Source organism: Sphingobium sp. B11D3D (genome assembly GCF_025961755.1).
GTDB lineage: Bacteria > Pseudomonadota > Alphaproteobacteria > Sphingomonadales > Sphingomonadaceae > Sphingobium.
On the sequence record NZ_JAOQOG010000001.1, the window covers coordinates 1,027,193 to 1,050,935 of the forward strand.

Below are 23,743 nucleotides of genomic sequence, written 5' to 3' on the forward strand. Positions count from 1 at the left end.
GCGCGCGACTTCCCACATCAGAAGGACGACGATCTATGGCTCAAACCGATCGATTTGGCTTGCCGCTGCTCTCTGCTGGGCAGGCGCAAAAGGAACTTACCCATAATGAGGCGTTGTCGCTCATCGACATCGCGATTGGACGAGTGGTGGAAAGCGCGAGCCTATCAGCGCCTCCCGCCGCGCCCGATCTGGGTGCGTGCTGGCTCGTGGGAAGTGGCGCTACGGGCGAATGGGCGGGGTGCGAGCGAATGATTGCGGCGTGGACTGCGGCTGGATGGCGCTTCCTTGCGCCGTTCGAGGGCTTGCATTGCTGGAAGCGGGATACGCAAAGCGGCGTGAGATTCCAGGCCGGCGACTGGCGGGAAGAAGGTCTGCGGACTGACGGTTTCTATGTTGATGGCGAGAAAGTGATTGGCAGCAGGCGGCCTGCAATCGCGAATCCATCCGGGGGGGCGCCCGTCGATTCGCAGGCGAGAGAGGCGATCATTTCAGTGCTTGATACCCTGAGGGCACACGGCCTCATCGCATCGTAACCACGCATAAAGCACAAAGACGTTGTCGGTTCCCAACATGCGGACGCGACAGGCAATATTTCCTGCAGGGCCAACATTAGCTGATCACAATGCGGCATTTAGGCAACATCATGCGATTGTGCGCTTGAAACCTTTGCGGCGCACTCCTAAAAACGTCGAGCAGCATTTTACGATCAACCTGAAAGGGGAATGATATGCGGAAGCTTGGCCTCGCCATAGCGCTCGCTTCGACCGCGATGGCATCACCATCGCTCGCCAAGGACGGCGCCTGGTATCTGGGCGGTGACGTTGGCGCGATCATCGTCGAGGACTCTGACACCACGTATGACGCCGGCACCGTTGCCGGTGTGGCAGCGACCACTGGCGTCACGGCCAACACCCCGCACAAGGTCGGTTACGACGCCGCGGGTTATGTGGGTTACGACTTCGGCGCGTTCCGCCTGGAAGCCGAATATTCGCACAAGAAGGCGATGAACAAGAACACCACCTACTCGAACCGGACGACGGCTCTGCCTGGCGGCCAGGCTCGCGTGGACAGCATCATGCTGAACGGTATGCTCGACTTCGGTCCCGATGATGGCCTGCAGGGCTTCGTCGGCGGTGGCGTCGGCGTTGCGCGGTCCAAGATCTCGCTGCCCGACACGCGCGATTCCGACACGGGCTTCGCCTGGCAGGCAATCGCTGGTGTCCGTTATCCGGTGAGCAACAACGTCGATCTGTCGCTGAAGTATCGCTTCTTCAACCACAGCAACATCGACCTGATCAACACCGCCGGCACGCCGCTGGAAACTGAGGTTCGCAGCCACAGCATCCTGGCTGGCCTGGTGTTCAACTTCGGTGGTGAAGAGCCGGCTCCGCCGCCGCCTCCCCCGCCGCCCCCGCCGCCGCCTCCCCCGCCGCCTCCGCCTCCGCCGCCTCCGCCGGTTGCGCAGTGCCAGCCGGGGCCGTACATCGTGTTCTTCGAGTGGGATAGCGCCGACGTTACGCCGGATGCTGCCTCGATCCTCGACAACGCGGTTTCGGCTTATGCGAACTGCGGTAGTGCGCAGGTCATGCTCGCTGGTCACGCTGACCGTTCGGGCTCGCCCCGCTACAACATGGGCCTTTCCGAGCGTCGTAACGCTTCGGTCCGTGGCTACCTCACCTCGCGTGGCATCTCCGACGGCGTCATCTCGACGCAGGCCTTCGGTGAGACGCGTCCGCGTGTCGACACGGCCGACGGTGTGCGTGAACTCCAGAACCGTCGCGTGGAAATCACCTACGGTCCGGGTTCGGGCAACTAAGAACTCTCCGCTTCGGCGGGACGAACAAGGAAGGGGCCGGCTTATCCGGCCCCTTTTTTTGTGTGAAAGAGCGTCGGGCTGTCATCTTGCGTCTATGGGCGCGCATCGAGAGCGGGCGATACAGCAGGCATGATAAGCCTCGCGGACCGGTTTCACTTGAAATCTAAGGGCATAGCCCGATATTGTGCGCTGATAGTCCGGCGCTGTTGCCGGAAAGAGGAGATGATAAAATGGCGAATTGGCCAGATCCCCGGTCGTCCGCTACGGGCTACGGTGGTGCTTCCACGCATGCGAGCGAGGTTGCTTATGACGCAGGCCTGCGCTCCTACATGCTCTCGATCTACAATTACATGGCCAGCGGTGTTCTGGTCACGGGTATCGTTGCGCTGTTGTTTGCAAGCTCCGGCTTCGCAGCTCAGGTGCTGGTGACCCCGCTGCGCTGGGTAATCATGCTGGCGCCGATGGCCTTCGTGATGGTGCTGAGCTTCGGGATCAACAAGCTGCAGACGAGCACCGCGCAAGCGCTATATTGGGCATTTGCGGTCGTCATGGGCCTCTCCATGTCGTCGATCTTCCTGGTGTTCACGGGTGTCTCGATTGCGCAGACATTTTTCGCCACGGCAGCGGCTTTCGTGGGCCTGAGCCTTTACGGCTATACGACCAAGAAGGACCTCTCCGGTTTCGGCACGTTCCTGATCATGGGCGTGATCGGTATTCTCGTCGCCATGGTCATCAATATCTTCGTGCAGTCGACGGCGCTTCAGCTGGTCATCAGCATCCTTGGTGTCCTGATCTTTGCCGGCCTGACTGCCTATGATACGCAGCGCCTCAAGAGCCTGTATTTCCAGGTTGCCGGGTCCGACATGATGGGCAAGGCCGTCATCATGGGCGCGCTGAGCCTGTATCTGGACTTCGTGAACATGTTCACGTTCCTGCTGCAGTTCCTCGGCAATCGCGACTGATCGCGCCGAGTTCTTTTATTGACCAGAAGGGCCGGGAGATATCCTCCCGGCCTTTTTTCTTATTAAACCAGCCCGAGCGAGTGCACCGGAACTGGGTCTGGACTAAGCTTTGCCCGACTGCGCCTGCGCGATAAGCGCATTGTCGATGTCCTTCGCGCGCGCATAGGCGGGTCGGCTCTCAAGGCGCGCGACATAGTCCGAGAAAATCGGCCGGGAAGGGATGGTGCCGAACTGCAGCCCCCAGGCTATATGCGATCCGACATATACATCGGCTGCCGTGAACATCTCTCCGCAAATAAACGTCTTCCCCCGGAGCGCGTTTTCCAAGGTGTCGATTGTCTGCTCGAAGCTGCCATAGCCCAAAGTCCTTTCCCGGCCAGGCTCAGCGACAAAACCCAGGGCACGGTTCGTCACAGCCGCCTCTAGCGGTCCCGCCGCGAAGAACATCCAGCGATAATAATCGGCACGATCGGGCAGGGGCGGGGCCAGCGCTGCTTCGGGAAAGCGATCCGCCAGCCAGGCGCAAATCGCGGCGCATTCTGTGACGACCGCTCCTTCGTGCACTACGGCCGGCACCTTTCCCATCGGATTGATGGCCAGATAGGCCGGGCCTTTCATCTCGGTCTGGTAGTCGAGCAGGTGGGTCTCGTACGGGACGCCGACTTCTTCCAGCATCCAGCGGACAATTTGCCCACGCGACATCGGGTTGGTGTAGAATTGAATTTGGCTCATGATCGTCTCCCCAGTGACTGGAACGTATCATGAACGAAATTTAGAGTTCCGTCAAAGCCCTGTCTCACGAGCGAAGCGTCCTTCGCTCAGAAAATGCTTTATCTGGGCGTGGGCGGTCGGGTGATAGGGCAACAGCATATGGGAGAGCGGGAGGACGATGTGGTCCGTCGCGTTCTTCAATCTGGTCGAGGCCACGCTGACCTTGCCATCGCTCGGCCCGGGCAGAAGGCGTGACGCGCCATACCGCATCATCGGGCGGTCGCCGGCGATGATTCCCACCGGATAGTCGATCTCACCCAACATTGCAGTGACCTCTGCCGGGCGCTGCGTGACCAGGGCCGGGGCGGCCCTACCGAGTATCGGGCGCAGCAGAGCATAACGGTGCAATGTGTCGGCTATCTCGCTGCCAGCGTTAGGGGTTCCCAACATGACGACCCGGCCCAGCCGCGCCGGGCGCCGCGCTCTGATCAGCGCGCGGGCGACCAGACCGCCCATGGAATGGCAGACGATGTGGAGAGGCTGATCCGGGCTACCCGCTCTATCAATCTTTTCCAGACGTGAGCCGAGCAGTTTGCATATGCCCTCGAGGTCCAGCCGCCAACTGTCGTAACTCAGATCGACGGGCTGATAGCCGGTGCTGCGAAGCATGGCGGCGAGGGGGCGGTTCATCACCGCGAATCCGGCAAAGCCATGAATGAGGAGGACGGTCGGCTGCACGGTGGGTGTCAACGCCTGATCATGCCTGAGCGATCCCGGCCATCCTCGAGGTGATGCGGATATCCTGAAAACAAGCCGGCCCCGAGCAGCTGCCCGGGGCCGGTCAAGATTATATGAACTGTGCCGTCGATGGCGTTCAGCTCTTTGGCTCTGAGACCTCGGAAGGGCCGCTCTTTGCTTTGCGCGTAGCACTCCCCTTGCTGCGCTTGGGTGCTGCAGGCGTGATCTCGAAGGTGAGAGCATCGTCCTTGAGGCGGACGTGAACCTCGCCACCGTGCACGAGCTTGCCGAACAGCAGTTCCTCGGCAAGAGGCTGCTTGATCTTCTCCTGCATGAGCCGACCCATCGGACGGGCACCGTACAGCTTGTCGTAACCGCGGGCAGTGAGCCAGTTGCGGGCTTCGTCGTCGAGCGTGATGTGCACATCGCGATCGGCCAGTTGAAGCTCGAGCTGCAGGATGAACTTGTCGACAACGCGGGCGACGACTTCCGACGGCAGATAGCCAAATGGCACGATCGCATCGAGGCGGTTGCGGAATTCCGGCGTGAAGAGCTTCTTCACAGCTTCCTCCTGCACATCCTCGCGCGTCGACTCTCCGAACCCGATCGATTCCTTCGCCATGTCAGACGCGCCGGCATTGGTCGTCATGATCAGGATCACGTTGCGGAAGTCGACGGTCTTGCCGTGGTGATCGGTCAGGCGCCCGTTGTCCATCACCTGCAGCAGGATGTTGAACAGGTCCGGATGGGCCTTTTCGATCTCGTCGAGCAACAGCACGCAATGCGGGTTCTGGTCGATGGCATCGGTAAGCAGGCCACCCTGATCATAGCCGACATAGCCCGGAGGTGCGCCGATCAGGCGGCTGACCGAATGCCGCTCCATATATTCCGACATGTCGAAGCGCTGGAGCGGGATGCCGAGCAGCGTGGCAAGCTGGCGGGCAACTTCCGTCTTGCCGACGCCGGTGGGGCCGGAGAAAAGATAGTTGCCGATCGGCTTGTCCGGATCGCGTAGGCCGGCGCGCGACAGCTTGATCGCGGAGCTGAGCACCTCGATGGCCTTGTCCTGCCCGAAGACGACACGCTTGAGATCGGTCTGGAGGGTTTCCAGCACGCTCTTGTCGTCGCTCGACACGGTCTTGGGCGGGATGCGCGCCATCGTGGCGATCACAGCCTCGATCTCCTTGGGCGTGATCATCTTCTTGCGACGCGAGGGCGGCACAAGCATCTGCATCGCGCCGACTTCGTCGATCACGTCGATCGCCTTGTCCGGCAGCTTGCGGTCATTGATGTACCGCGCTGACAGCTCCACGGCGGCCTTGATGGCATCGGGCGTGTATTTGACCGCGTGGTGATCCTCGAAGGCAGAGCGCAGGCCCATGAGGATCTTGACGGTATCATCCACCGTCGGCTCGTTCACATCGATCTTCTGGAAGCGACGCAGCAGCGCGCGGTCCTTCTCGAAGTGGTTGCGGAACTCCTTGTAGGTCGTCGAGCCGATGCAGCGGATCGCGCCACCCGACAGCGCAGGCTTCAGGAGGTTCGAGGCATCCATGGCGCCGCCTGAGGTCGCGCCGGCGCCGATCACCGTGTGGATCTCGTCGATGAACAGCACCGCGTGCGGCATCTTTTCCAGTTCGGTGACGACGGCCTTCAGCCGCTCCTCGAAGTCGCCGCGATAGCGCGTGCCAGCGAGCAGCGCGCCCATGTCGAGTGAGTAGATCACCGCTTCCTTGAGCACGTCGGGCACTTCGCCATTGACGATCTTGCGCGCCAGACCCTCGGCAATGGCCGTCTTGCCCACGCCCGGATCACCCACATAGAGCGGGTTGTTCTTGGAACGCCGGCACAGGATCTGGATCGTCCGATCCACCTCGGAATCGCGGCCGATCAGCGGATCGACCTTTCCTTCCTTCGCCTTCTCGTTGAGATTGACGGTGAACTGGTCGAGCGCGCCTTCCTTCTTCTTGGCCTCCGGCTTCTTCTCTTCCTCGGCCTGGGCCGGCTTGGCCGGCTCCGGCGAGGCAGCGCCCTTGCCGACGCCATGGGAGAGATAGGAGACCGCATCCAGTCGGCTCATGTCCTGCTGCTGCAGGAAGTAGACGGCATAGCTTTCCCGCTCGGAGAACAATGCCACCAGCACATTGGCGCCGGTCACTTCCTCTTTGCCGGAAGACTGGACGTGCAGGATCGCGCGCTGGACGACGCGCTGGAACCCGCTGGTGGGAGAGGGGTCGACGCCGCCCGAGACCTTCAGGCTCTCCAGTTCGGTATCGAGATAATGGGTGACCGTGTCGCCAAGCTCACCAAGATCCACGCCACAGGCCTGCATGACCTTTGCGGCATGTTCATCGTCAATCAGCGCCAGCAGCAGATGCTCGAGCGTCGCATATTCGTGCGCGCGCTCCGTGGCATGTGCCAGGGCATTGTGCAGAGTTGTTTCGAGGGCGGACGCGAAAGAGGGCATATTGTTCTACTCCTGCGGCCCGAGAGAGGGTCGCGTTAGGGTCAATGTCGGCACGCCGCGAGCCGCCTTCAAGGGCCGCTCTGTCATCCACCGATTTGCCGGAGGCCGATATGCGCCAGAAGGCGATCCTGCCTCCGCTCTCCTCATTTCTTGAATAGCGCCTCAGCGCTTGCCTTATGGTGAACTGCGCTCGATTTCTTGGCGCGGGTGCGCTCGATTTCGGCTGAAAGAAGGCTGATGCGTTCATCGAGCTCATCGACCGAAAGCCGATCCAGATCTTCGCGGATCAGCTTTGCAATCAGGTCGCCGGGCCGCGCCCGGGGTGAGGCGTCGTCGAAATCCATGGCGACATGCTTGCGCCAAAGTCCGCGCAAGTCAACCGGGGTTGGCAGAAGCCTCGGCATGCCGGAAGGGGCCGTCCCAATCCGCCTATGTTGCTTTCCGGGCTGGTCTTTTTCGCACCGGACTCTAGACGTAGGGCCGATCACGGCCAGCCAGGGGGAGCAAGCCAAGGTGACGAACCTGCCCGAGACCATGCGCGCCATTGCTATTCGGGAGCCAGGCGGGCCGGATGTGCTGACCGAGGTTCAGGTTCCCCTGCCGGTGCCCGCGCAAGGCGAAGTGCTCATTGCGGTTGCGGCGGCAGGCGTCAATCGCCCGGACGTTCTGCAGCGGCAGGGCAGCTATCCGCCTCCGCCCGGCGCCTCCCCGCTGCCCGGGCTGGAAGTGGCCGGAACCATTGTGGCGGTGGGTGAGGGGATAGGCCTTGACGTGATCGGCGAACGCGTCTGTTCGCTGGTCGCGGGCGGCGGTTATGCCGAATATGCCTGCGCCGACTATGCCCAATGCCTCGCCATTCCACCGGCGCTCTCCATGGAAGAAGGGGCTGCAATCCCTGAGACGCTGATGACGGTCTGGCACAATCTCTTCGAGCGCGCCTATATCGTGAACGGCGACAGCGTGCTCATCCATGGTGGGACGAGCGGCATCGGCACCATGGCCGTGGCGCTATGCCGGCTGTTCGAGATCACGACGATCGTCACCTGTGGCAGTGACGACAAGTGCCGCGCCGCGCTGGAATGGGGCGCTGGCCATGCGATCAATTATCGCAGCGAGGACTTCGTCGAAGCTGTGAAGCGCATCACGGACGGCAAAGGCGTGACGGCGGTGCTGGACATGGTTGGCGGCGATTATCTCCCGCGCAACCTGGAGTGCCTGGCCGAGGACGGCCGGCATGTCTCCATTGCGGTGCTGGGTGGGGCCAAGGCCGACCTGTTCATTCCCAAAATCATGATGCGCCGCCTGACGCTCACCGGGTCCACATTGCGGGCGCGCACCGCGGGCTTCAAGGGCCTGCTCGTCGATGAGATCCGCCGCACGGTCTGGTCGATGGCGGAGGAGGGCGCGCTGCGTCCCGCGCTGGACCGCGTCTTTTCGCTCGGCGAAGCCGCGCAAGCCCATGCGCTGATGGAAGCGGGCGGGCACTTTGGCAAGATCGTCTTGAAGGTTCGGTGAAGAGTTACCGAGTGACGCAAATCCGTCATATTCCCAGAAAAACTGTCACATTGTTCGGCTAGAGCGCGCTCGGGGAAATGGTGTCCCCGGGGGTCGAGAAAGCCATGAACGCCATCAGCTCAATCGCGCAGGAACGGGCCGTGCGCAGCGGTCATCCGCGCGCCCATTACCGCACGATCTGGATCAGCGACATCCATCTCGGCACCAAGGGGTGCAATGCCGAGATGTTGGTCGATTTTCTCGACAATGTGGACAGCGACACGCTGTACCTGGTCGGCGACATCGTCGATGGCTGGCAGCTCAAGAAGCGGGTCTACTGGCCGACCGCCCATAACGATGTGGTCTGGCGCGTGATGAAGCGGGCGCGGCGCGGCACGCGCGTCATCTATATCCCCGGCAATCATGACGAGATTTTTCGCCAGTTCACCGGCATGAGCTTTGGCGGCGTCGAGATTCGCCGCAAGATGATCCACACCACTGTCGATGGCCGCAAGTTGCTGGTGCTGCATGGCGATGAGTTCGACACGGTCATGCTCGCCCATCGCTGGCTCGCCTTCGTGGGGGACGCGGCCTACACGGCGCTGATGGCGCTCAATCGCCGCGTCAATCAGGTCCGCCGCTGGCTGGGCCTGCCTTATTGGTCGCTCTCCAAGATCGCCAAGCACAAGGTCAAGAATGCGGTGGCGTTTATTACGCGGTTCGAGGAGATCGTGGCGCACGAGGCGGGACGGCGGCGTGTCGATGGCGTCGTCTGCGGGCACATCCACACGGCGGAAATCCGCCAGTTCGGCGACATCACTTATTATAATGATGGCGACTGGGTGGAGGGATGCACGGCGCTTGTCGAGCATCATGATGGGCGGATGGAAATCCTGCACTGGGCCGAGGTGATGGAAGCGCGCACCCCAGGCGCCGCTGCGGATGATCTGGAGGCCGCCGCTTGAGCGGTTATGGGCCTGCTCCGGCCCGCCGGCGCATCCTCATCGTCACCGATGCCTGGGCGCCGCAGGTCAATGGCGTCGTGCGAACGCTTCAGGCGGTTCGCGCGGAACTCATCGCCATGGGGCACACGGTCGAGGTGATCGCGCCCGATCGCTTTCACACGCTGCCTTGCCCCACTTATCCTGAAATTCGGCTGGCAATGCCGGCGCCGGGGGCGATTGCCCGCATGATCGCGGCGTTCGGGCCGGATGCGATCCATCTCGCGACCGAAGGTCCGCTGTGTCTCGCAGCGCGGCGCTGGTGCCTGCGGCACCACCGCCCGTTCACCACGGCATTCCACACCAATTTCCCTGATTATGTCGAGCGGCGCACGGGCCTGTCGGCGGACTGGTTCTGGCCCTATTTCCGCTGGTTTCATGGGGCGGCGCAAGCGGTGCTCACGGCAACGCCGTCCGTGCGCGTGGAACTGCATCAAGCCGGTATCCGTCACACGCACCACTGGGGGCGCGGCGTCGATCTGACGCAATTCTCGCCGCAGGGGGAGGGGCATCCCGCGCTTGCCGACTTGCCGAGGCCAATCCTTCTTCACGTAGGCCGCGTCGCCGTGGAGAAGAATATCGAGGCCTTCCTCGCGCTCGATACGCCCGGCAGCAAGGTCGTGGTGGGCGATGGGCCTGCCCGCGCGTCGCTGGAGGCGCGACATCCCGCCGTTCATTTTCTGGGCATGTTGAGCGGCGAGGCGCTTGTCTCGGCCTATCGGGCTGCCGATGTCTTCGTCTTCCCCAGTCGCACCGACACCTTCGGGCTGGTGATGATCGAGGCGCTCGCCTGCGGCACGCCGGTGGCGGCTTATCCGGTCACCGGCCCGGTCGACGTGCTGACAGCACAGACCGGCGCGATGGATGAGGATCTCGCGCGCGCCGTGACGCAGGCGCTGGAGCTTTCTCCGTCGGCCTGCACGGGGCATGCGCGCGGCTTCACCTGGCGGCGCAGCGCGGAGCAGTTCCTCGAGAGCTTGCACTGGCTCGACGCCCCAGCGCTGGCGCACGCGGCCTGAGTCCATTGTACCGCCCGAACGGCCTTTCGCCCCCTTGGGGGCCGCGACGCGCGCGAACGCTTGCCGATCCAGCCGGAATAGCTTATCTGTGCGACCATCAAGGCCATCCCGTGAGGGGTGGCCCTTCTATTTTGCACAGAAGGACTTGTCCCGTGGCACAGCCGCTCATGCCCCACGCCACAGCCAGCTGGCTGGTCGACAACACTGCGCTCAGCTTTGAGCAGATTGCGGAATTCTGCGGTTTGCACATCCTCGAGGTGCAGGCGATCGCGGACGATACCGCCGGCACCAAATATACCGGCCGTGATCCGGTCCGTGCGCATGAAATCTCGGTGGAGGAAATCCACAAGGGTGAGCAGAACCCCGATTACAAGCTGCAGATGCTCAAGGGGCCCGACCCGGTCCGCCGCACCAAGGGGCCGCGCTACACGCCGGTTTCCAAGCGTCAGGACAAGCCAGACGGCATCGCCTGGATTCTGCGCCACCATCCCGAGGTTTCGGACGGCGCGATCGGCAAGCTGATCGGCACGACGCGCACGACCATCCAGGCGATCCGCGAGCGGACCCACTGGAACATCAGCAACATCCAGCCCAAGGATCCGGTGACGCTGGGCCTGTGCTCGCAGCGTGAGCTGGATGCACTGGTGGCAAAGGCGGCCAAGAAGGCCGGCATCGAAGCGCCGACCGACAACCGTCTCGATGGCGACCGCGAGGCACTGATCGCCGAACTGCGTCAGGAGCGCGAGGACGCACAGCGCCGCGCGTCTGAAACGATGCTGGCGGAGGAAGCCGCTTTGTTCGCGAGCCGCCCCCGCGAAGACTGATTTCGCGCCCCGATTCGGGGCGTTCGGGGTCGAATTTGCACTGTGATCAAAAGCATTCAGCCGGGCGACGTAGCGTCGCCCGGCATGGCGTTGCCTTGCCACGCGGGATCGCATAGCCTCTCCGCATGGAGAGCGAAAAACCCGCCTGGCAGGACCATTATGATCACCCCGTTGCGTGGGCGCAGGACTTTGCCCCGCTATCGCTGCCGGAGATGCTGCGATCTGCCGTGGAGCAGGACGGCAGCCGCCCGATGCTCGATTTTTACGGGCGCAAGTTCAGCTATGCCGAGTGCTACCGCAACGCGCGGCGCTTCGCGGCCGGGCTGATCGGCCTTGGCGTCCAGCCCGGCGACCGGGTCGGCCTCTACCTCCCCAACGTCCCGCATTACGTCGTGGCTTATTATGGCGCGATGATGGCCGGCGCCATCGCGGTCAATTTCTCGCCGCTCTATACGGTCGAAGAGCTGGCGCATCAGGCGGAGGATAGCGGGACGACCCTGCTGGTCACCATCTCCGCCAAGCCCCTGTTTGGCAATGCCTGCGCCGTGCTGGATTGCTCCTGCATTGACCGGCTGGTGGTCGGCTCCGTCGCCGGTGGCCTGCCGCTGGGCAAATCCTTGCTCTACCGCCTGTTCAAGCGGTCGGCGGACGACCATGTCCCGTCCGATCCGCGCATTCTCTCGTTCGGCTCGCTGCTGGGCGATGATCCCTCCAGCCTGCCGTCGATCGATCCCCTGCGCGACCTTGCCTTGCTGCAATACACCGGTGGCACCACCGGGCGGCCCAAGGGCGCGATGCTCACCCACCAGAACCTCTCGGCCAATGCGCGGCAGATCGACCTGCTCGATCCCTGGCATGCCCTTGAGGACCGCATTCTGGGTGCGCTGCCCTTCTTCCACGTGTTCGCGAACACTGCGGTGCTCAATCGCACAGTCGTTCGCGGCGGGGAGATCGTTATCCTTCCACGTTTCGACGCGCGGCAGGTCATCGCGGCGATCCAGCGGACCCGCGTCACCTCGCTCCCGGGCGTGCCGACGATGTTCCAGGCTTTGCTCGACAGCCCCTATCTCGCCAAAGCCGACCTCTCTTCGCTACGCGTCTGCATTTCCGGCGGCGCGCCGCTGCCGCTGCCGCTCAAGGAGCGGTTCATGGCGACCACCGGCGCGCGGCTGGTCGAAGGCTACGGGCTGACGGAGAGCAGCGGGGTCGTCTCGGCCAATCCCTATGATGGGCCGGGCAAGACCGGCTCGATCGGCCAGCCCATTCCCGGCACGCGCGTGCGCCTGCTCGACCGGGAAGACCCGTCCCGGCTTGCCCAGCCGGGGGAACCGGGTGAGATCGCCTTTAGTGGGCCGCAAAGAATGCAAGGCTATTGGCAGAATCCGGATGCCGATCGGGAGGTGTTCGTCGACGGCTTCCTGCGCACCGGTGACGTCGGCACCATCGATGAAGACGGCTATTTCCGCGTGGTCGACCGCATCAAGGACATGATCGCGGTCGGCGGCTTCAAGGTCTTCCCTAGCCAGGTCGAGGACTTGCTGTATCGCCATCCCGCCATTCGGGAGGCGCTCGTGATCGGCATTCCCGATGATTATCGCGGGGAGGTGCCCAAGGCCTTCGTGACCTTGCGGCCGGAGGTTGAGGACGACATCGACGGCGAGCGTCTCAAGGACTGGCTCAATCCGCAGCTCGGAAAGCATGAGCGCGTCTGCGCGGTCGAAATTCGTGAGAGCCTGCCGCGCACATTGGTCGGCAAGCTCTCGCGCAAGGAACTTGTCGCGGAAGAGCGGGCCAAGGCGGGGCTTGTTTGAGGGTTTCTCTCCCGGCTCATCGTTGGGGGGGACTGAGGGATGAGCCGGGAGAGATGATAGCGGCAATTGCGGGGAGCCGCATCATTCCCTCAACGCGGCTGTCAATGGACGGTTCCCACGCAATGTTGGACTTGGAGAAGAAACAGGACGCGCTCCACCTCTCTCCAGTGGCAGAAGCGGATATGGTTGCCGACATCGCGGCTGCGATCCGCGCGCTGGGCCGCCTCAACGCCCGCGTGATCGCCGAAAATCCGCATCAATGCGGTGGCGTCGTCATAGCTCCGACGGTCGACCATGATCGGAAGATGCATTCAAAATTCGAATCCCTTGCCCCCGCAAAATCGAGTCATTCTGGTCCAGCTGAATCCATTCACGGACCGTGCCAGCTTCGCCCTCCATCCGGATCAGACGCCCCACGCTGGCTAAATACGGCTTAACCAAGTCCCGTGCGGGAGCAATCTGTCCAGTTACGGCACGACGAAGACCGCGCGCTTGTTCGGCTGGCATCGCGGCGCGGGACATGGCATGGGCGTGACATGACCGATCCGAATTCTTCAGGCGACAAATCACCCATGGGCGGCGGTGCGCCGCTGGCAGGCCTTATTCTCCTTGGCACGATCGTCGGCATCGCGACCGGGCAGCCCTCGATCGGCATTCTGGCCGGGCTTGCGCTGGGGGTGATCGTGGCTGTCGCGATCTGGCTGAAGGGCCGGGGCTGATCCGCGCAGATAAGGGCGGGCATGGCCGCTCGGCTTGTTGCGTCAAGGCAAGCGCAGCCGTAAGATCGTCGCCATGAAAAAGATCATCCTGCTGACACTCGCCGCGCTGATCCTCATCGCGGGTGGCGTGTTCTATTATTTGTCGCGTCCCGATGTCGCGCGCCTGCCCGAAACCGCGCTTGAAGGGCGCGAGCCCGAGTTTACGCCGGCGCGCAAGCAGATCCTCCCCACCGTCATGATCGCCAAGCCGGTGGGCTGGGCCGATGGCGCCGCGCCGGTGGCCGCGCGCGGTCTCGTCGTGCAGCGTTTCGCGGCCGGTCTCGATCACCCTCGCCAGATGCTGCGCCTGCCCAATGGCGACATTCTGGTGGCGGAGACCAACAGCCCGCCCCGCAAAGCCGGTGGCATTCAGGATTGGATCATGGGCAAGCTGATCGGCTTTGCCGGCGCTGGTGGCGTGTCCGCCAATCGCATCACGCTGCTGCGCGATACCAATGGCGACGGCATTGCCGAGCAGCGGCATGTTCTGCTGGAAGGGCTGAACTCGCCCTATGGCATGGCGCTGATCGACGAGACACTCTACGTCGCGAACACCGACAGCCTGATGGCCTTTCCCTACAAGCTGGGCGAGACGCGGATCACCGTGGAAGGCCGCAAGGTCGCCAATCTTCCCGCTAATGCGCCCAATAATCACTGGACGCGCAGCCTTGCAGCAAGCCCCGACGGCAAGCTCTATGTCGGCGTCGGCTCGAACAGCAATATCGCCGAGAACGGGCTGGACGCGGAGGATTATCGCGCCGCCATTCTGGAGATCGATCCGCGCAAGGGCGAGGCGAATATCTTCGCCAGCGGCCTGCGCAACCCCACCGATCTGGCGTGGAACCCGTGGACCGGCTCGCTCTGGGCGGTCGTCAACGAGCGGGACATGCTGGGCTCGGACCTGGTGCCGGATTACATGACCGACGTGGAATTCGCGGCCTTCTACGGCTGGCCGTGGAATTACTGGGGCGGCTATGTCGACCGGCGCGTGCAGCCGCAGCGCGATGATCTGCGCGAATATACCCGCCGCCCGGCCTTTGGTCTCGGCACGCACACGGCGCCACTGGGCCTGGCCTTCACGCCGGGGTCCGCGCTTGGCGCACCGTTCAATCAGGGGGCCTTCGTGGCCCTGCATGGCAGTTGGAACCGCAAGCCGCCCAGCGGCTACAAGGTCTCCTATGTCGCCTTCGACGATCGCGGCCGGCCGCAGGGCAAGCTTGTCGATCTTCTCACCGGCTTCCTCAACAAGGACGGGCAGGCGCAGGGTCGCCCGGTCGACGTGCTCGTGGCCGCCGATGGATCGGTGCTGGTCAGTGACGATGTCGGCGGGATCATCTGGCGTGTGAGCAATTCCGCAAAACCGGCCGTCGCGCCGACGCCGGAGCGCGGGCCCGCCTCCTGAGCCTTTTACAGAACTGATTAAGCCCCGTGCTCCTGCGAAAGCAGGAGCCCAGGGAGCAGCCGAAGAGAAGACCCGCCCTAGACTCCTGCTTTCGCAGGAGCACAGTTTTCATCGTGGTCTCGGCACCATCGCTTAGCGGTCGAGCGTAATGCCCGCCCGCCCGGCCAGTTCCACGACATATTGCCAGGCGACCCGGCCTGAGCGGCTGCCGCGCTGGGTTGCCCACTGGATCGCGGCCAGTGGATCGACGTCCAGTTCATAACGGGCGGCATAGCGGCGCACGATGGCGACATAGGCATCCTGATCGAGCGCATGGAAGCCGAGCGACAGACCGAACCGGTCGGATAGGGCCATCCGGTCGTCCACGACGTCGCGGGGGTTGATCGGGTCATCCTGCTCGCCCATCGAGCGCGGCACGATGTGGCGCCGGTTGGAGGTCGCATAGAGCCGCACATGGCTCCCGCGCGCACTGGCGCCACCCTGCAGCAGCGAGCGCAGTGCTCGCGCATCGGCACCGAAGTCACCGTCGAAACCAAGGTCGTCGATATAGAGGATGATCGGCCGGCGCGCGGCGCGCAGCAGCGAGAACAGCGTTGCGAGGCTGCGCAGATCGTCCGTGGCGATCTCGACCATCGCGAGCGGAAGCCCTTCCTTCTGCACCTGGCCGACACAGGCGGCGACCGTGGCCGACTTGCCCGTTCCCCGCGCACCCCACAGCAGAATGTCGTGCGCCGCATGGCCCCGCGCGAGGCGACGGGTATTCTCAAGGCAAGCCTCTTTCTGCGCGTCGATGCCGGTCAGCAGGGCGTAGTCGATCGGCTCGAAGCCCTCGATGGGCACCAGCGTCTTCCCATCCCATCGATAGGCCGGATGCGCCTCCAGATCCGGGGTGGCGGCGGCATTCGGCGCAAGCCGTTCGAGCGCGGCGGCGATCCGCGCGAGCGCATCGTCCATGGACGGTGTGGACATGGCATTTCCCTCGGTCATCATGGATTGAGCCGTGGCGGGCCGTTCCCGCGAGGTCAAGACGCGAAGGCGGGCGGCACCGGTCTCCGCCCCGTCGCCGCCACGCTATCATGCCGCTTCAATGTGTCACGCGGCGCGGCTATAGGCCGCACATGTCCCGCGCCACCCGGTCCCTCGAAACGCGTATTCGCGCCTATGACAGCGCCGGGCTGGCGGAAGCCGCCGCGCTGATCATGGCCGGCGAACCGGTCGCCGTGCCCACCGAGACGGTTTACGGTCTCGCCGCTGATGCGACCAACGATCTCGCCGTGGCGCGCATCTATGAGGCCAAGGGCCGCCCGTCCTTCAATCCCCTGATCGTCCATGTCAGCGATGTCGCGATGGCGCGCCAACTGGTGTCGTTCAACGCCACGGCACAGGCGCTGGCCGAGGCATTCTGGCCAGGCGCGCTGACCATGGTCCTGCCGCGCCTGCCCGATAGTCCCGTCGCCGGGCTTGCCAGCGCCGGTCTTCCCACGCTGGCGGTGCGGCTGCCATCGCATCCGGCAATGCGCGCGCTCATCGGCGCGGCGGGCGTGCCGCTGGCCGCCCCCTCGGCCAATCGCTCCGGCGCGATCAGTCCGACCCGTGCCAGCCATGTGCTGACCAGCCTCGGCGGGCGTATCCCGTTCATCCTCGATGCCGGGCCAGCCAGCGATGGCGTGGAATCGACCATCGTCGAGCCGCTCGACGATGCGATCATCCTGCTGCGACCAGGTCCGGTCACCCCGGAGCGCCTCGAAGCGATCACCGGACGACCGGTGCGCGCACCGGCAGCCAGTGCAGGGATTACCGCGCCCGGCCAACTCGAAAGCCATTATGCGCCATCCAAACCCTTGATGCTCAACTGCACGGACCCTGCGCCGGGCAGCTTCCACATCGGTTTCGGTCCGGGACCATCCCAGCGCAACCTCAGCCCGAGCGGTGATGTGGTCGAAGCCGCCGCCAATCTGTTCGCCGCTCTGCACGAGGCGGATGAGAGCGCGGCGGCGCGCATTTCGGTGGCGCCGATCCCGTCTGAAGGGCTCGGCCTTGCCATCAACGATCGTCTGCGGCGCGCGGCTGCGTGAGGTCGGCCTGAGCAGTGAGTCGGTTGAAAATATGCGGGACGGGCGGGGCCGATCGACCGCTGGCCATCCTCGCGAATCTCGCACATGTGGCAGGCAGCGGCGGCTCATGCACGGTTTGCCGCTGGCTGGTTTGCGGTTTTTGAAGAGTTCGTGAAGGCTCGATTGTCAAATCCATGCGTTATGCACGGACGCGGCAAATCCAGTTGGCGTGTCGGCAGTAAACGGAGGACTGAATAATTGATCGCCTTATCCAGAGTTGATCTCGATTCTTCGTTGATCTTCGTTGCATTTTTTACACTTGCGGCTGCACTTTTGACACTTCGTGCCGTTTCTGCGCCGCATCGTATTTCTCGGCCGGTTTCCGAGGAAGTGCACGAGTTTTTGGGCGCCTCGTTCGGCGCGCTTTTCGCCACGGCGCTGGTGACCTGGCAGATCGGCTCGGTCATCCCCATCTTCCTCGCCGCGATCACGCTGGTCGCAATCGCGCGCTATTATCTCGTGCGCTTCAGCATGCCGGGCATCCTCTGGCTGACTGGCGCCGGGCTTGGCAGCGTGATGACGAGCCTGTGGGGCACGCTGTTCATTCTCGAAGCCGGCCTGCCGCCATTGCTGATGGTGCTGGCCTTCGCCGCGCTCGGGCTGACGCTGTTCGCCTTCCTCGCCAATCTCATCGCCAGCGTGGCGCGCGAAGCAGTGCTGACGCATGAGCGCTGGCGCCTGCCTGTGGCGATCCCCTCATCCGATCCCGCAGCCGCGCATCTCAAGGTCTCGCTGCACCTCGCCTGCTATGCCGAGCCGCCCGAGATCGTGATCGAGACGATGAACCGCCTCGCCGCCCAGGATTATGATAATTTCGAAGTTCTGGTCTGCGATAATAATACGAAGGACGAAGCTCTTTGGAGGCCGTTGGAAGCCCATTGCGCGCGCCTCAACGCTAAGCTCGGCAAGGAGTGCTTCCGCTTTTTCCATGTCGATCCGCTGCCCGGCGCCAAGGCTGGCGCGCTCAATTTCCTGCTCGAGCAGACCGCCTCCGATGCGCAGATCATCGGCGTGATCGACGCCGATTATTATTCCCGCAACGACTTCCTCTCGCGCTTGCTACCGTTCTTCGCCGATCCGAAGCTTGGCTATATACAGACGCCCCACGACTATCGCGATTATGAGGGCAACGACTATCTGAGCGCCTGCTATTGGGAATATATGCCGGTCAACAAGGTCGATTACCCCGGCGTGAGCGAATATGGCGGTGCCTTCACCATCGGTACGATGTGTCTGATGCGCAAGGATGCGCTGGTGAAAGCCGGTGGCTGGGCCGAGTGGTGTTTGACCGAGGATTCAGAAGTCTCCGTCCGCCTGCGCAAGGTCGGCTATGAGGGCCTGTATTTCGGCGAGACCTTTGGGCGCGGCCTGATCCCCGAGACCTTCGACGATTACAAGAAGCAGCGCTTCCGGTGGACGGCGGGTCCGGTGCAGCAGCTGCGTCGTCACTGGCGCCTGTTCCTGCCGGCGCCCTTTGCCGCGCCACTGCCGGGTTGGACCAAATTGCTGGAAGTCGTGCGCTGCCTCGCGCCGTTGCAGACGCTGGCCGCGCTCGTCGTCAGCGTGGGGGGCATGATTGCCATGGTCGTCGGGCTGGCCATCGGCGCTATGGAGCCGGTCAAGGTGCCGTCCATCGCCGGTCTGCTGATGCTCATCGGTGCGGCGACATGGTGGGTGCGGCTCGTGCATCGCTATCGCCTGTCCGGCTGCTATGACACTGGCGCCATGGTGTGGGGCGAGATCGCCCGCGCCTCGCTCAGCTATGTCGTGCTGGTCGCAGGCATTGCCGGCCTCTCCAATCGCCCGCTCGCCTGGCGGCGCACGCCCAAGTTCGCCGGACTGGCCGACGAATCGCCTTTCGCGGCGACCCGGCCAGAGACGATCGCAGGGTGCGCGTCACTCGCCGTGGCAGTGCTGTGCCTGTTTGCCATCGGGCTGCTTGGCACGGGCGTCGCGCTCCTCAGCTTCATCGGCTTCGTGTCGCTGGCCCTGCGCTTCTTCTGTGCGCCATTGATGGCGGCGACGGCCATTCGTGCCTCCCGCCCGGCGCCCCGGCCGTCTCGCCCGCGCTACATTCCGCGGGATGCGCGCGTGGCCGTCAGCCGCGTCTGGGAAAGCTGAGGTTCTGACAATCGAGGGGAGGGCGGCTAGTCCCGCCCTCCTGCCTCATTTGCAATAATAAGGGTCGTAGCGCGCCTTGCATTTGCGCCGGAGTTCGCGACCCCGTTCCCGATCCGCTTCGTCGCCGCTGACCGTTGCCCAGTCAGCCATCTTCGCACCGGCATCGACCGGCGCCTTGGCTACCTTGTAGGCGGTGCGAGCAACGCAGCCCTGCAGGGCGAGCGGTCCAAGCACGCTCGCGGCGATCAGCAGGGCAGGTCGAACCATGGCAGCCTCTCCAATGTCCATCAGGGACAGGAGCACTGTCTGAGCGGCTTCCCGCCGTCGCGCAAGCCTGCTGCGCCGGAATGGCAGCCGCTTGCTGCTCAGGTCCTCAGGCGATCGGCGAAGCCCTTGCGCAGCTTCTGCAGCTTGGGTGGGATCACCGCCATGCAATAAGGGTTCCGGTCGCCGACCCGATCCCAATATTGCTGGTGATAATCCTCGGCCGGATACCAGGTGGCAAGCGGCTCGATCGTCGTGACGATAGGGCTGGGCCAGTCCGCCTGTGCCCGTTCCATGGCAGCGCGTGCCTCGGCCTCCTGCTCGGCATCATGAGGGAAGATGGCCGAGCGATATTGGGTGCCGATGTCATTTCCCTGGCGGTTCAGCGTCGTCGGGTCATGCGTGGCGAAAAAGATATCGAGCAGATCGCCATAACCGATCACGGCCGGATTATAAGTGATGCGGATCGCCTCGGCGTGGCCCGTGCTGCCCGAGCAGACCTCCTCATAAGTGGGGTTGGGTTTGCTGCCACCGATATAGCCGCTCTCGACGGACTCGACGCCGGCGAGATTTTGATAGACCGCTTCTGTGCACCAGAAGCAGCCGCCGGCCAGCGTTGCAGTCGCGCTCATGAGGGGGGCGTCCTTTCGAGGAGGGGTGTGTTGCCTCAAAGATAGGAAGCCGGTGGCGGGGTGCAAAGGGGTGCGCCCAGTCCACCTGCCCTTTGTGTCGAGCCCTTCGACTGCCCGCAGGCGGGCGCTCAGGATAAACTTCAGCTGCAAGCTGAAGTCGAGACACGTCAAGCGCAGTGGCAAAGTGTCTCGACTTCGCTCGACACGAACGGGAACGGGAACGGGAATCCGCTGGCCGTTGCCTAAAGGCGCAGCCCCGTCGTCTCCGGCAGGCCCGCCATCAGGTTGAGGTTCTGCACGGCCGCACCGGACGCGCCCTTGCCGAGATTGTCGAGCGCCGCGACCAGACGGATTTGCGCGCTGTTTTCATCCGCAAACACGAACAGACGCATGATGTCCTTGTCCCGCAGCAGCTCGATGGGGAGCGTCGCCGCCTCATAGCCATCCGCCACGCTGATGATCGGCGAGCCGGCATAATGCTCGGCCAGCGCTGCGCGCATGGTGCCGGCATCCGCGCCATTGGCCAACAGATCGCGATGCAGCGGGACGTCCACGATCATGCCGGAATAGACCGGCACGACGGCCGGCGCGAACAGCGGGCGATGCGCCAAGCCGCAGCGGGCCTGCATTTCGGGCACATGCTTGTGGCCAAGGCCGAGCGCATAGGTGCGGAAGGCACTCGGCGGGCCCTCTGCGCCCTCATATTCGGCGATCATAGCCTTGCCGCCGCCGGAATAGCCGGAGGCGGCGTTGCATGTGAGCTGCGTCTCGGCGGGGATGATCCCGGCCTGCACAAGCGGCGCCACGAGCGCGATGAAGCCGGTCGAATAGCAGCCGGGATTGCTCACGAAGCGGGCTTTCGCGACCGCATCATGGCCGGAGACCTCCGGCATGCCATACACCCAGCCGTCGGCCACGCGATGCGCCGTCGAGGCGTCGATCACCCGCGTGCGATCATTGGCGATCATCTGCACGGACTGGCGCGCAGCATCATCCGGCAGGCAGAGGATGACGATATCGGCGGCGTTGATCGCTTCGGCGCGCGCGCCATCGTCCTTGCGGGCGGCATCGCCCAGCGTGATGAGATCGAATTCGCTGCGCCCCTCCAGCCGGTCCCGGATCTGGATGCCGGTGGTGCCGGCGGCGCCGTCAATGAAAATCTTTGTCATGTCGTAATCCTGCGCCGGCCTGTCACCGGCTGCTCATGCGTGTCGCGGAGCCGCGCGACGACATCGTCCAGCGGCTCTATGGTCACGGCCATCGCGTGGGCATTGGCATGGATCAGGCGCTCGCCATCCACCATCAGCCCCACATGGCCGGGGAAGAAGACGATGTCGCCTCGTCGGAGCGCGGCATTGTCGCCCAGCGCCTCGCCGACGGCCTCGGCCTGCTGGTCGGTATCGCGCGGTGCGTTGATCCCACAGGCAGCCAGAGCGATCTGCACCAGCCCCGAGCAATCGAGCCCAAGGCCCCGGCCACCCCATATATAGGGCGCGCCCAGATGGCGCTCCGCGACGGCAACCCAGTCGCTCTCGACATCCGCGAGAGTGCGGACGTGCCGCTGATGGACAAATCCTTCGGCGATGGCGAGAAAATCGCCCTGCGCCGTACCGGCCAGTTTGGCACCGGCGGGCAGCAGCATCTGCACCGGTGACTTGATATCAGCCGCCGCGAACACCGGCGCGATGCCGCGCGCGATATGGCTGGCTTCGGCAGGTTCGCCCAGCGCATCCAGCGGCACATAGCCGACATAATGATCATGGCCGCAATAGCCCCAGGCCCAGCCGGCGCGGGCATCGAGCATGTGAAAGCTCTCGCCATAGAGCAGCTCGCTCACGGCGCTCGCGGCGGCATCCGGGGCGGCGCGCAGCATCGAGGCGGCCACGACGCAACTGCGTGGCACAGGCGCGGCATAATGGGGCGCGAAATACAGATCGGCGAGGGCGACATCGGCCAGATCGGGCCGGATCGCGCGCACGCGTGGATCGTAGCTGCGGGATGTCCCATCCAGCTTCACGCTCTTGCGTTCGGGCGACGACGCCACGCTAGTCCCGGCGATGGTCTGTTTCATCGGCGCCCCCTGCGGCAAAACAGGCCGAAAGGTCAAGGGATACCCGACCGCAACGGTGCATCCCGGCCCCCGGCGCAGACGCCCCGATCGCTCAATCCCCCGACTGTCCGTAGCGCTTTTGCAGCATGGCAAAGGTCGCGCGCAGGCCGAGTGCCTCGCCCCCCTTGGGTCGGCCCGGTTTGGCGGTCGGCCGCCAGGCGAAGGTATCGAAATGCACCCACAGGGTCTTGTCCGGCACGAAGCGCTGGAGGAACAGCGCCGCCGTCGAGGCGCCGGCAAACGGCGTTTCGCCACTGTTGGAGAGGTCCGCAATGTCGCTCTTGAACAGGTCGTTGTAGGGCGCCCAAAGGGGCAGGCGCCAGAGGGGATCATCCACGTCGCTGCCACAGCTGGCCAGCGTGGCCGCCAGCGCATCGTCATTGGTGAACAGCGCGGGCAGGTCCGGGCCGAGCGCGACCCGCGCCGCACCGGTCAGCGTCGCGAAGTCGATAATGAGTTCGGGCTTGTCTTCGCCGGCCCGCGTCAGTGCGTCGCCGAGCACCAGCCGTCCCTCCGCATCGGTATTGCCGATCTCCACGGTCAGGCCCTTGCGGCTACGCAGCACATCGCCGGGGCGGAAGGCATTGCCGGCGATGGCGTTCTCGGCGACCGGCAGCAGCAGGTGCAGGCGCACCGGCAGGCCCGCACCCATCACCAGGTCCGCCAGCGCCAGCGCATGGGCCGCGCCGCCCATGTCCTTCTTCATCAGGCGCATTCCGGAGGCCGGCTTGATATCGAGCCCACCGGTATCGAAGGTGATGCCCTTGCCGACCAGCGCGACGCGGGGATGCTCCTCGCGGCCCCAGACCAGCTCGATCAGCCGGGGCGCATTGGCTCGGTCCGCCGCGCGGCCGACGGCGTGGATCATCGGATAGCCCGATTCGAGCGTATCGCCCCGCGTCACGGTCATGGTCGCGCCATGGCGCTCGGCGACCGCGCGCGTCTGCGCCTCGATCTCGTCCGGTCCCATTTCGGCCGTCGGCGTATTGACCATATCCCGCACAAGCGCCGTCGCGCGGGCCTGCGCGGCCTCACCGTCAATGGCGCCGGGCTGGCTGCTGAGCAGCACGCACGGCCCCTTGGCCGCCGGCTTCGCCTTGTAGCGCTCGAAGCGATATTGCGCCGTCATCCAGCCGAAGATCGCGGGACCTGGCTCCCTATCCGCCAGACGATAGGTTCCGGCGGGCAGTACGCCCGGCAATTTGGCGAGGCACCAGCTGGAGAGCGAGTCGACATTGGCGACATATGTCACCACGCTCCAATCATCGGGCTTTTCCCCGGGCATGATGGCGTGGGCATAGGGTTTTGGCTGGTAATTCTGCGCCACGAGCGCCGCGCGTTCCCGCTCCGTCCGTCCGGCGAGCCATTGCTCATAGTTGGCGGCATCGATGAGATGGATGAGATGGGCGGTCTGGCCCGTGTCGGGGCGCACGAGATCGGCTGGGTCCGTCATAATGCAGGGTTAGATTGCGCAAGGGGCCTCGGCAAGCGCCGGCTGA

23 protein-coding genes are annotated in these 23,743 nt (G+C 64.2%); 12 read left to right on the forward strand and 11 right to left on the reverse strand.

Features of this window, described 5'->3' with window-relative positions:
• The first annotated feature begins 35 nt into the window (after positions 1-35).
• From M2334_RS04855 to M2334_RS04865, 3 genes are all read left to right on the forward strand, one after another.
• Positions 36-533, forward strand: a complete 498-nt coding sequence (locus tag M2334_RS04855) for a DUF2793 domain-containing protein (protein WP_264571056.1) — start codon at positions 36-38, stop codon at positions 531-533.
• Between the two features lie 194 nt (positions 534-727).
• Positions 728-1,816: an OmpA family protein gene (locus M2334_RS04860; RefSeq protein ID WP_181560360.1), complete on the forward strand. Its 1,089-nt coding sequence runs from the start codon at positions 728-730 to the stop codon at positions 1,814-1,816.
• A gap of 230 nt (positions 1,817-2,046) precedes the next feature.
• Positions 2,047-2,778, forward strand: coding sequence for a Bax inhibitor-1/YccA family protein (locus tag M2334_RS04865; RefSeq protein ID WP_264575197.1), 732 nt, complete (start codon positions 2,047-2,049; stop codon positions 2,776-2,778).
• 102 nt (positions 2,779-2,880) lie between these two features.
• Here the strand turns inward: M2334_RS04865 and M2334_RS04870 are convergent, their stop codons facing one another.
• The 4 genes from M2334_RS04870 to M2334_RS04885 form a co-directional block, all read right to left on the reverse strand.
• Entirely contained in the window at positions 2,881-3,510 is a 630-nt protein-coding gene (locus M2334_RS04870) for a glutathione S-transferase family protein (protein ID WP_264594046.1), read from the reverse strand.
• A gap of 51 nt (positions 3,511-3,561) precedes the next feature.
• On the reverse strand, positions 3,562-4,239 hold the full coding sequence (locus M2334_RS04875; protein WP_264594047.1) for an alpha/beta fold hydrolase: 678 nt from the start codon (positions 4,237-4,239) through the stop codon (positions 3,562-3,564).
• A gap of 124 nt (positions 4,240-4,363) precedes the next feature.
• Complete coding sequence (clpA, locus tag M2334_RS04880; protein ID WP_264594048.1) at positions 4,364-6,694, reverse strand: ATP-dependent Clp protease ATP-binding subunit ClpA; 2,331 nt, start codon at positions 6,692-6,694, stop codon at positions 4,364-4,366.
• A gap of 143 nt (positions 6,695-6,837) precedes the next feature.
• Positions 6,838-7,038 (reverse strand): DUF1192 domain-containing protein, encoded by a 201-nt coding sequence (locus M2334_RS04885; RefSeq protein WP_264594049.1) that lies wholly within the window; start codon positions 7,036-7,038, stop codon positions 6,838-6,840.
• Positions 7,039-7,228: 190 nt separating this feature from the next.
• Between M2334_RS04885 and M2334_RS04890 the strand changes: the two genes are divergently transcribed.
• The 5 genes from M2334_RS04890 to M2334_RS04910 all read left to right on the forward strand — a co-directional run bounded on the left by M2334_RS04890 (position 7,229) and on the right by M2334_RS04910 (position 12,843).
• Positions 7,229-8,209: an NAD(P)H-quinone oxidoreductase gene (locus M2334_RS04890; protein ID WP_264606033.1), complete on the forward strand. Its 981-nt coding sequence runs from the start codon at positions 7,229-7,231 to the stop codon at positions 8,207-8,209.
• A gap of 104 nt (positions 8,210-8,313) precedes the next feature.
• Complete coding sequence (locus M2334_RS04895; RefSeq protein WP_264594050.1) at positions 8,314-9,153, forward strand: UDP-2,3-diacylglucosamine diphosphatase; 840 nt, start codon at positions 8,314-8,316, stop codon at positions 9,151-9,153.
• The gene (locus M2334_RS04900; protein ID WP_264594051.1) at positions 9,150-10,208 is read left to right on the forward strand and encodes a glycosyltransferase family 4 protein; all 1,059 of its coding nucleotides are present in this window, start codon (positions 9,150-9,152) and stop codon (positions 10,206-10,208) included. Before M2334_RS04895 ends, M2334_RS04900 begins: the two co-directional genes overlap by 4 nt.
• 167 nt (positions 10,209-10,375) lie before the next feature.
• A complete protein-coding gene (locus tag M2334_RS04905; RefSeq protein WP_181561486.1) occupies positions 10,376-11,032 on the forward strand; it encodes a DUF1013 domain-containing protein in 657 nt (218 codons plus the stop codon).
• Between the two features lie 125 nt (positions 11,033-11,157).
• Positions 11,158-12,843 carry a long-chain-fatty-acid--CoA ligase gene (locus M2334_RS04910; RefSeq protein ID WP_264594052.1) on the forward strand — a complete coding sequence of 562 codons (1,686 nt, stop codon included), beginning with the start codon at positions 11,158-11,160 and terminating at the stop codon, positions 12,841-12,843.
• Between the two features lie 101 nt (positions 12,844-12,944).
• On the opposite strand, the gene M2334_RS04915 is transcribed toward M2334_RS04910, so the two are convergent.
• A complete protein-coding gene (locus M2334_RS04915) occupies positions 12,945-13,139 on the reverse strand; it encodes a hypothetical protein (RefSeq protein ID WP_264573379.1) in 195 nt (64 codons plus the stop codon).
• Positions 13,140-13,379: 240 nt separating this feature from the next.
• Between M2334_RS04915 and M2334_RS04920 the strand changes: the two genes are divergently transcribed.
• Together M2334_RS04920 and M2334_RS04925 are read left to right on the forward strand one after the other, a co-directional pair.
• Positions 13,380-13,562, forward strand: a complete 183-nt coding sequence (locus M2334_RS04920) for a hypothetical protein (RefSeq protein WP_264573378.1) — start codon at positions 13,380-13,382, stop codon at positions 13,560-13,562.
• 73 nt (positions 13,563-13,635) lie between these two features.
• Positions 13,636-15,003, forward strand: a complete 1,368-nt coding sequence (locus tag M2334_RS04925; protein WP_264604914.1) for a PQQ-dependent sugar dehydrogenase — start codon at positions 13,636-13,638, stop codon at positions 15,001-15,003.
• A gap of 132 nt (positions 15,004-15,135) precedes the next feature.
• Here the strand turns inward: M2334_RS04925 and M2334_RS04930 are convergent, their stop codons facing one another.
• Positions 15,136-15,957, reverse strand: a complete 822-nt coding sequence (locus M2334_RS04930; RefSeq protein ID WP_264606034.1) for an ATP-binding protein — start codon at positions 15,955-15,957, stop codon at positions 15,136-15,138.
• A gap of 164 nt (positions 15,958-16,121) precedes the next feature.
• Between M2334_RS04930 and M2334_RS04935 the strand changes: the two genes are divergently transcribed.
• Complete coding sequence (locus M2334_RS04935) at positions 16,122-17,078, forward strand: L-threonylcarbamoyladenylate synthase (RefSeq protein WP_264604915.1); 957 nt, start codon at positions 16,122-16,124, stop codon at positions 17,076-17,078.
• Between the two features lie 369 nt (positions 17,079-17,447).
• Positions 17,448-19,238, forward strand: a complete 1,791-nt coding sequence (locus M2334_RS04940) for a glycosyltransferase (RefSeq protein WP_264604916.1) — start codon at positions 17,448-17,450, stop codon at positions 19,236-19,238.
• Positions 19,239-19,283: 45 nt separating this feature from the next.
• Here the strand turns inward: M2334_RS04940 and M2334_RS04945 are convergent, their stop codons facing one another.
• From M2334_RS04945 to M2334_RS04965, 5 genes are all read right to left on the reverse strand, one after another.
• Positions 19,284-19,505: a hypothetical protein gene (locus M2334_RS04945; RefSeq protein WP_264594056.1), complete on the reverse strand. Its 222-nt coding sequence runs from the start codon at positions 19,503-19,505 to the stop codon at positions 19,284-19,286.
• A 98-nt stretch (positions 19,506-19,603) separates the two neighbouring features.
• Positions 19,604-20,134 (reverse strand): peptide-methionine (S)-S-oxide reductase MsrA, encoded by a 531-nt coding sequence (gene msrA / locus M2334_RS04950; RefSeq protein ID WP_264575208.1) that lies wholly within the window; start codon positions 20,132-20,134, stop codon positions 19,604-19,606.
• 242 nt (positions 20,135-20,376) lie between these two features.
• Positions 20,377-21,303, reverse strand: coding sequence for an N-acetyl-gamma-glutamyl-phosphate reductase (gene argC / locus M2334_RS04955; protein WP_264604917.1), 927 nt, complete (start codon positions 21,301-21,303; stop codon positions 20,377-20,379).
• Entirely contained in the window at positions 21,300-22,205 is a 906-nt protein-coding gene (locus M2334_RS04960) for a C40 family peptidase (RefSeq protein WP_264604918.1), read from the reverse strand. Before M2334_RS04960 ends, argC begins: the two co-directional genes overlap by 4 nt.
• 91 nt (positions 22,206-22,296) lie before the next feature.
• Positions 22,297-23,697 carry a leucyl aminopeptidase family protein gene (locus tag M2334_RS04965; protein ID WP_264604919.1) on the reverse strand — a complete coding sequence of 467 codons (1,401 nt, stop codon included), beginning with the start codon at positions 23,695-23,697 and terminating at the stop codon, positions 22,297-22,299.
• Between the last annotated feature and the right edge of the window lie 46 nt (positions 23,698-23,743).

Excerpts from the sequence above, each read along its gene's own strand:
- M2334_RS04930 (WP_264606034.1), bottom strand. The coding sequence starts at position 15,957 with ATGGACGATGCGCTCGCGCGGATCGCCGCCGCGCTCGAACGGCTTGCG.
- M2334_RS04905 (WP_181561486.1), top strand. The coding sequence starts at position 10,376 with ATGCCCCACGCCACAGCCAGCTGGCTGGTCGACAACACTGCGCTCAGC.
- M2334_RS04885 (WP_264594049.1), bottom strand. The coding sequence starts at position 7,038 with ATGGATTTCGACGACGCCTCACCCCGGGCGCGGCCCGGCGACCTGATT.
- M2334_RS04895 (WP_264594050.1), top strand. The coding sequence starts at position 8,314 with ATGAACGCCATCAGCTCAATCGCGCAGGAACGGGCCGTGCGCAGCGGT.
- M2334_RS04945 (WP_264594056.1), bottom strand. The coding sequence starts at position 19,505 with ATGGTTCGACCTGCCCTGCTGATCGCCGCGAGCGTGCTTGGACCGCTC.
- M2334_RS04860 (WP_181560360.1), top strand. The coding sequence starts at position 728 with ATGCGGAAGCTTGGCCTCGCCATAGCGCTCGCTTCGACCGCGATGGCA.
- M2334_RS04870 (WP_264594046.1), bottom strand. The coding sequence starts at position 3,510 with ATGAGCCAAATTCAATTCTACACCAACCCGATGTCGCGTGGGCAAATT.
- M2334_RS04910 (WP_264594052.1), top strand. The coding sequence starts at position 11,158 with ATGGAGAGCGAAAAACCCGCCTGGCAGGACCATTATGATCACCCCGTT.
- msrA (WP_264575208.1), bottom strand. The coding sequence starts at position 20,134 with ATGAGCGCGACTGCAACGCTGGCCGGCGGCTGCTTCTGGTGCACAGAA.
- M2334_RS04915 (WP_264573379.1), bottom strand. The coding sequence starts at position 13,139 with ATGGTCGACCGTCGGAGCTATGACGACGCCACCGCATTGATGCGGATT.
- M2334_RS04925 (WP_264604914.1), top strand. The coding sequence starts at position 13,636 with ATGAAAAAGATCATCCTGCTGACACTCGCCGCGCTGATCCTCATCGCG.
- M2334_RS04920 (WP_264573378.1), top strand. The coding sequence starts at position 13,380 with ATGACCGATCCGAATTCTTCAGGCGACAAATCACCCATGGGCGGCGGT.
- M2334_RS04935 (WP_264604915.1), top strand. The coding sequence starts at position 16,122 with ATGTCCCGCGCCACCCGGTCCCTCGAAACGCGTATTCGCGCCTATGAC.
- argC (WP_264604917.1), bottom strand. The coding sequence starts at position 21,303 with ATGACAAAGATTTTCATTGACGGCGCCGCCGGCACCACCGGCATCCAG.
- M2334_RS04855 (WP_264571056.1), top strand. The coding sequence starts at position 36 with ATGGCTCAAACCGATCGATTTGGCTTGCCGCTGCTCTCTGCTGGGCAG.
- M2334_RS04960 (WP_264604918.1), bottom strand. The coding sequence starts at position 22,205 with ATGAAACAGACCATCGCCGGGACTAGCGTGGCGTCGTCGCCCGAACGC.
- M2334_RS04865 (WP_264575197.1), top strand. The coding sequence starts at position 2,047 with ATGGCGAATTGGCCAGATCCCCGGTCGTCCGCTACGGGCTACGGTGGT.
- M2334_RS04965 (WP_264604919.1), bottom strand. The coding sequence starts at position 23,697 with ATGACGGACCCAGCCGATCTCGTGCGCCCCGACACGGGCCAGACCGCC.
- clpA (WP_264594048.1), bottom strand. The coding sequence starts at position 6,694 with ATGCCCTCTTTCGCGTCCGCCCTCGAAACAACTCTGCACAATGCCCTG.
- M2334_RS04890 (WP_264606033.1), top strand. The coding sequence starts at position 7,229 with ATGCGCGCCATTGCTATTCGGGAGCCAGGCGGGCCGGATGTGCTGACC.